This window comes from Lamprobacter sp., assembly GCF_034860625.1.
In the GTDB taxonomy this organism is placed as follows: Bacteria; Pseudomonadota; Gammaproteobacteria; order Chromatiales; family Chromatiaceae; genus Lamprobacter.
This window is the reverse complement of the sequence record NZ_JAYESN010000175.1, coordinates 1-7013: the sequence shown is the minus strand read 5'-3', so window position 1 is coordinate 7013 and position 7013 is coordinate 1. Positions and strand designations below refer to the sequence as shown.

Genomic DNA, 7013 nt, shown 5'->3' with positions numbered 1-7013 from the left:
GGTGCCGCTGCAAAGCAAAATGGCCGCGCGCATCGACAGCCTCGCCGATGACATCGAAGCCGCCAGCAGCGGTGCCCAGGCCAAGCGCCTGCAAAAAGAGCGCGACAAGCTCGGCAAACAGCTCGACGAACTGCGCCGCTTCGACGAACAACTGCGCCACTACGCCGACCAGCGCATCGCGCTCGACCTCGACGACGGGGTGAAGGTCAACTACGGCAAGTTCGGTGACCTGCTGGCAGAGGTGAAGGCGGTCACCGGCAAAAGCGCAGCAGAATAATCCAGGCTTGCAGATTTGGAGAACGAGCATGCACTACCGAGAACGCATCACGCTTGAGGCCGGCAAACGAGGCGGAAAGCCCTGCGTGCGGGGTCTGCGCATTACTGTCTACGATGTGCTGGATCAGCTGGCCGCCGGCCTGACGACGGATGAGATCATCGAAGACTTTCCGGAACTGGAGCCTGACGACATCCGCGCCTGCTTGCAGTTTGCCGCGGATCGCGAGCGCCACCTCGGTGGCTTGCGCTGCGCATGAAGCTGTTGCTTGACGAGAATCTGTCCCGCCGGCTGGTCCCGTTTCTTCAGGATGCATTCCCCGGCAGCTCGCAGGTTGTGCTCGAAGGGTTGGAGCGGGCAAACGACCAGGCGATTTGGGAGTTTGCCAAGGCGAACGACTTTGTCATCGTGACGAAGGACTCGGACTTTTATGAATTGAGTCTGCTCTACGGTGCGCCGCCTCGCATTGTCTGGCTGCAATTCGGTAACTCGTCGCGCTCACGAATGATCCAGCTGTTGCTTGACAATGCCACTGAGATCAAGCGTCGTCTTCAGGATGACGAGACAAAATGCTTGGTCCTCGGTTGATGACGCTACCAGAGATGGCAAAGCGATGAACCCGATTCGCATCAACGCGGAGACCTTAACCATGACGCTCGCTGAACAGATCGACGAGAAGGTGCGGACACTGCCAGATGACTTAGCCCGCGAGGTGCTGGACTTCGTCGACTTCATTGAAGCGAAGTACGCCGTTAGGTCAGCCTCCGAGCAGGACTTGCAGCAGGCACAAGCGTCGGCGATGTCTCACGTCTGGGACAACCCAACCGATGACGAGGTCTGGAATGACCTCTAGCCCCGGCGATCTGCTCACCGAGGTGAAGGCCGTCACCGGCAAGAGCGCTGACTGAACGTACAACAAACCTCTCAACCACCGAGCATTAAAGCCATGCAACCTATTCGCATCATCTACGACAACACTCCCGATGCGATTCCGGTGCCCGAGGCGCTTCGTCACCGAAAGTCGGAGGTCATTCTGTGGCCGCTTGATGACAAGGAATCCGCAGTGGAGACAAGCGCCGAAGCCGGGAGACGCGAACGCACGCCGGGGAGTGCGCGTGGCAAGCTCACCATGATTGCGGAAGACGATGAGCACCTAGACGATTTCAAGGACTACATGCCGTGAGGCTCTTGCTCGACACACATGCCTTCCTGTGGTTCATCCTTGGCGATCCGAAGCTCTCGAACAAGGCGCGCGCACTGATTGCCGATATTGACAACGAAATCATTTGAAATGGCGGCGTAAAGTGTGGCCGGACGCAACGGATCTGCTGGCTGAGATGAAGGCGGTCACTGGCAAGAAGATCGACTGATGCCAACGGGGAGACAGCAACCATGACGCTCGCTGAACAGCTCGACGAGAAGGTGCGAACATTGCCAGATGACTTAGCCCGCGAGGTACTGGACTTCGTCGACTTCATTGAAGCCAGGTACGCCGTCAAGTCAACGTCCGAGCAGGACTTGCAGCAGGCACAGGCATCGGCGATGTCTCACGTCTGGGACAACCCAATCGATGATAAGGTTTAGTGAGTGATTATGGGGATCAGCGACTCTGAACAGTCAGCTATGGATGCCTGGGTAGCAGATGATGCTGCGTCGGCGATGCAAGTTGATTCGATTTATATCGACAACTTTAAGTCGCTGGTGGATTTTCGATTGTTGCTTGCATCCTTCACCTGTCTGATTGGGCTGAATGGATCAGGCAAATCGACGGTTTTACAGGCCATCGATTTCATCTCCAGATTATTCAAAGGAAATGTCTCGCGCTGGCTTGAGCAACGCCAGTGGAAAACTGGTGATCTGAATTCGAAGCTAATCGGCAAAAACAACATCAAGCTGAACCTCGAGCTATCGTGCGGAAAACAGCAGTTGCAGTGGGAGGGCAGCTTTAACCGTTCGCTGCTGCGCTGTACGTCTGAGACGGTTAAGTTGGCTGGCAAATCGATCTTTTCCGTCGCTGATGGCCACTATTGGTTTGATACGTTTGCAAAGCCAGGCGCTGCGGCCAATCGGTTCAAGATCTCGTTCGATTACGAAGGCTCGATCCTGTCGCAGCTCAAGGATGACGCCCTGCCTCAACAACTGAGGTCACTAAAGCGTTTTCTTCGGCAGACAGCGGTGCTTGACCTTCTATCGCCTCATCTTTTGCGCAAGAGAGCGACCCAAAGTCAGGGCGAGATTGGAATGGGTGGAGAGCGGCTTTCCGCCTTCCTCCATGAGCTTTCGGATTGGCAGCAGCGGGAATTGAGTAGCCGGCTGAAAAGTGTTTATCCTCATCTCGAGCAGTTTTTGACCCGGTCATTGCAAGCAGGCTGGAAAGAGCTTGGAATCCGCGAACAGTTCGGTGGCAAGTCGCTTACGACCGAGGCGCGACACATCAACGACGGCATGCTTCGCATGATGGCGATCCTGGCGGAAATTCTGACCGATCATGATTTCTTATTGTTCGACGAGATCGAGAATGGCATCAATCCAGAATTGGTCGGGTTTCTCCTGGATCTGCTTGTCAATGCCCGCCAGCAGATCTTGGTTACCACGCATAGCCCGATGATTCTGAATGATCTGGATGATGAGGTGGCACGAGCCGGTGTGCAATACCTGTATAAGACACCGGCAGGCTTCACGCGCGCTGTGCCGTTCTTCTTGATTCCCTCGCTGGCCGCTAAGCTCGAAGTGATGGGGCCAGGCGAAGCCTTCGTTGATACGCAGTTGTCGTTGTTGTCAGACGAAATCGGTGCCATGCCAGCGATCAAACCTAAGGATCAAAAAGGAACACATGGATGCTGATTCTCGTCAGCGGTGAAGGGCCAACGGACTTTGGTTAAGATGGACGATACGCTTGGTCAGAGCTGTGGGGATGAGCTGAATTGAGGTCCATCGCAGAGATCATCTGCGCACAGTCCGACCTTGTCGCCGAATCTAGTCGGCGAGTCGCCTTCGGGCTTGACTGCTTGGCCTATCCGGTCAAGTGCCGTACATTCTCAGCGATCAACTGAAGGCGATTGGAGATGAGGCGATGGGCAAACAGGCGAGGTTGGAAGCGCGGATCAGTGCGGACGTTCATGCGCTGTTGAAGCGGGCGGCGGAGATCGAGGGGCGTTCACTGTCGGATTTCGTGGTGACGGCGGCGCGCCAAGCGGCCGAGAAGACGGTGGTTCAGGCGGATGTGATCAGCCTGTCGTATGCGGACCAGTTACGCTTTGCTGAGGCGCTGATCGATCCGCCACCGCTCGCACCCGCGCTGGAGCGGGCGATCGATCGCTATCAACGGGTGACGGAGTTGGCGGGGGCGGTGTGAGCTTCCGGATCGAGCCCTTGGGGAAGCGGGCGCGTGATGGGTTTTGCTCTGGCGTCGAGGCACTCGACCGCTATTTTCAGCGCCAAGTCTCGCAAGACATCCGTCGTCGCTTAGCGGCTTGCTACGTCATCCTGCCCGGCGATGCCGAGCGCATCGGCGGTTTCTATACCCTGTCCGCCTGTCATCTCGCGCTGCCAGATCTGCCGGATGCGATCAGCCGCAAGCTGCCGCCGTATCCAGCCGTGCCCGCGGTGCGCATCGGTCGTCTGGCCGTTGACCAAGACGTTCGCGGTCAAGGCCTCGGCTCGGCCATGCTTGTCGATGCCGCTCGGCGGGTGATCGAGTCCGACATCGCTGCGTTCGCCCTGATCGTGGATGCCAAGGACGCGGAAGCGACCGCCTTCTATGAGCATCACGGGTTCTCCCGCCTGGTGTCCAAGGGAAAGCGCGAGGGCGCGACACACAGCCTGTTCCTTGTGCTCAAGCCCATCGCGGCACGGCTGCGGCCGAGACCTCACTGAAGGAGGTGGTTACCGATTGCTCATGGACATCCAACGCATTACTGACGCCCTGCGCGAGCGCTTCGACCAAGACGGCCACCGCCTGGTCTTCTGGCACGACCCTGAGCGCGCGTTCGAGGAGAGCCTGCCGGAACTGATGCAGGCGCTGGCGCTGGCGCAGACGCTGGACGGCCTGAGCCTGCTGCGGCTGGATGACCATCCGGCCCTGGAGCTGAAGGTCCGCCTAGAGCTGGACGACCCCAGCGGCCGCTATCTGCTCTACGCCCCGTTCGCACCACCCGCGCCGGAGCAGGACTGGCTGCTCGATATCCGCCTCTATAGTGGGAGTTTCAGCGCCGACCGCGCCTCGATGCTGCTCGCCGACCTGGGGCTGACGACACAGTCGCTGCGCACACACCTGGCCGAGCGCGCCAGATTCTTCGCCAGCCGTGAGCGCTTGGAGCGGCTGAAGAAGTTGGTCAGCCCGGATGATGACGCAGCCGATCTCGACCGCAAGCTGATCGCGGTGCTGATCAAGGCCGATCATGCCGATGTGTTTACGCTGCTGATTACCCTGCTCGACGGCATGCCGGATGGAATGCCGGATGGACTCTCGGAGCGGATGCTTGATGAGAGACCAAACGGGATGCCAAACGGAATGCGGAACCGGATGCTCGATGGCATGCCGGACGGCCCGGACGGCCCGGACGGCTCGCTCGACGCGCCACCGCCGTTCTGGCCCGATCTCGCCAAGTACGGGGTCGAGACGGCCTTCTGGGATCTGGTGGAGACGCACTTCGGCTGGCGCGACCCAACGCCGACGCTGAAGGGCCTGCTGATCCGGCTGATGGTCTCCGACCTAGCCAACGCCCTCGGTAGCGCCTTGCCCAGCGGCCTGGCGCATCTCGTGCTACCCCAGCGTGGCCTGGCCAACGCCGTCGTCTGTCTGGCCCAGTGGCGCGACAGCAGCGCCCGCAGCCCCTCCTACGAGCGTCTCTCCGCGGCGGTGGCCGAGGCGATCAAGCTCGATCAGCAGCTCAGCGCCCTGGGGCTGGACGCCCTGCAGGAGGCCAAGACCTTCCTGCGCGTCGAGCAGGCCATCGCCGGGCGGCTGCGCGACCGGGTACTGGACACCGCCGAGACCATCGACGCAGAGGCCATCCGCCGCCTCGTTGCGCGCCGCCAGGACGGCTACTGGGCCTCGACCACCCTGGCCGATACCGAGGCCGCACCGCGCCAGGCCTTGCACGCCGTCTACCAGGCGCTGGCGACCGCTGCTGATCTCTTCGCGCTGCACAACGCCGAAGCCCTGCGCCCGGAACCCGCCGATGCGCCGGCGCTGTTCACCGCCTACACCGAGCGACTGTATCGCTTCGATCAGCACTACCGGCACTTCTGCGAATGCGCCGACGCCGCCGAGGCGCGCGGCTGGGACATCCTCAAGGCCCTGCGCGAGCGGGTCGAGCAGACCTACGGTACCGGCTTCGTCGCCGAGCTAGCGCTGCGCTGGAACAAGCACCTGGCCAACGGTCTGCTGCAGCACTGGCGGTTGCCGGAGGTGGCCAACCAACAACACTTCTTCGAGCGTGAGGTTGCGCCAATCCTGGCCAAGGGACCGGAGCGCCGGGTCTTCGTGATCATCAGCGATGCCTTCCGCTACGAAGCCGCCCAGGAGCTGACTGCCCAGCTCAACGGTCGCTACCGCTTTGATGCCAAGCTCGGCGTGCAGCTCGGTGTGCTGCCGTCCTACACAGGGCTCGGTATGGCCGCGCTGTTGCCGCACCAGCATCTCGACTATGATGCCAGCGGCGACCCAAGGGTCGACGGCCAGCCCTGCGGTTCCCTCGAGCAGCGCGCCAAGGTCCTCGCCAGCGTCGACGGCATCGCGGTCAACGCCGACACCTTCATGGCGATGAAGAAGGACGAAGGCCGCGCCTTCATCAAGCCGCATCGGGTGGTTTACCTCTACCACGACCGCATCGACGCGATCGGCGACAAGCGCGTCACCGAGGCCGAGACCTTCCACGCCGTGCGCCAGACCATCGACGAGCTGGCGGATCTGACTGCCAAGATCGTCAATAGCCTCAACGGCAACCAGGTGCTGATCACCGCCGATCACGGCTTTCTGTTCCAGGAACGCCCGCTCGGGGAGACCGACAAGAACAAGCTGAACGATCAGCCGCCCGGCACCGTGCTGGCCAAGAAACGCTATCTGCTCGGGCACGACCTACCACAGAGCGACCAGGCCTTTCACGGTTCGACCGTCGTCACAGCCGGGACAAGGCCAGCGGGCCTAGCAGGGGCCAAATCAGACCCTGTTACCGGGGCTGATTCAAGCGCACGGGCTAGCTCGAGTGCTGAGACTGTTTTAAGCGCCGGGACTGGGGGAAGTCCTGGGGCTTGCTCAAGCGCAGGAGCAGGCTCGAGCGCTAGCACCGGCTCAGCGGCTGGCGCGAGCCCGGGCACAGGTAACGCCATGGAATTCTGGATACCCAAAGGAGCCAACCGCTTCCACTTCGTCGGCGGCGCACGCTTCGTCCATGGCGGCGCCATGCCGCAGGAGATCGCGGTACCGGTCATCCGCGTCCAGCACCTCAGAGGCAACGACAAGGCCGCCAAGACCCAGGTGCGCACCGTCGGCGTCAGCGTGCTCGGCAACAACTTCAAGGTCACCACCAACCGCCACCGCTTCCAGCTGATCCAGACCGAACCGGTCGGTGAGCGCGTCAAGCCCGCCACCCTCAAGATCGCCCTCTACGACGGCGAAGAGCCGGTGACCAACCTCGAGACCCTCACCTTCGACAGCACCTCCAAGGACATGAACCACTGGAAGAAGACCGTCAGCCTGACCCTGGAGGGCCGGCGTTTCGATAGCAAGCGGGTG

The 7013-nt window shown here is 61.0% G+C and carries 10 protein-coding genes; all 10 read left to right on the top strand.

Features of this window, described 5'->3' with window-relative positions:
* Positions 1-277 (top strand): hypothetical protein (locus tag VBE63_RS23020; RefSeq protein WP_323685350.1); only part of this gene is annotated, 277 nt, incomplete at its 5' end.
* Between the two features lie 28 nt (positions 278-305).
* Positions 306-533, top strand: coding sequence for a DUF433 domain-containing protein (locus VBE63_RS23015; RefSeq protein ID WP_323685349.1), 228 nt, complete (start codon positions 306-308; stop codon positions 531-533).
* A complete protein-coding gene (locus VBE63_RS23010; protein ID WP_323685348.1) occupies positions 530-862 on the top strand; it encodes a DUF5615 family PIN-like protein in 333 nt (110 codons plus the stop codon). The genes VBE63_RS23015 and VBE63_RS23010 overlap by 4 nt, the downstream gene beginning before the upstream one ends.
* A 25-nt stretch (positions 863-887) precedes the next feature.
* A complete protein-coding gene (locus VBE63_RS23005; RefSeq protein ID WP_323685347.1) occupies positions 888-1127 on the top strand; it encodes a DUF2281 domain-containing protein in 240 nt (79 codons plus the stop codon).
* A gap of 93 nt (positions 1128-1220) precedes the next feature.
* Positions 1221-1457: a hypothetical protein gene (locus VBE63_RS23000; protein WP_323685346.1), complete on the top strand. Its 237-nt coding sequence runs from the start codon at positions 1221-1223 to the stop codon at positions 1455-1457.
* Positions 1458-1666: 209 nt separating this feature from the next.
* On the top strand, positions 1667-1858 hold the full coding sequence (locus VBE63_RS22990) for a DUF2281 domain-containing protein (RefSeq protein WP_323685344.1): 192 nt from the start codon (positions 1667-1669) through the stop codon (positions 1856-1858).
* Between the two features lie 9 nt (positions 1859-1867).
* On the top strand, positions 1868-3118 hold the full coding sequence (locus tag VBE63_RS22985) for an ATP-binding protein (protein ID WP_323685352.1): 1251 nt from the start codon (positions 1868-1870) through the stop codon (positions 3116-3118).
* Positions 3119-3347: 229 nt separating this feature from the next.
* On the top strand, positions 3348-3629 hold the full coding sequence (locus VBE63_RS22980; protein ID WP_323685343.1) for a DUF1778 domain-containing protein: 282 nt from the start codon (positions 3348-3350) through the stop codon (positions 3627-3629).
* Positions 3626-4150 (top strand): GNAT family N-acetyltransferase, encoded by a 525-nt coding sequence (locus tag VBE63_RS22975; RefSeq protein WP_323685342.1) that lies wholly within the window; start codon positions 3626-3628, stop codon positions 4148-4150. Before VBE63_RS22980 ends, VBE63_RS22975 begins: the two co-directional genes overlap by 4 nt.
* Positions 4151-4172: 22 nt before the next feature.
* The coding region (gene pglZ, locus VBE63_RS22970) for a BREX-1 system phosphatase PglZ type A (RefSeq protein WP_323685351.1) at positions 4173-7013 on the top strand (2841 nt) is incomplete at its 3' end.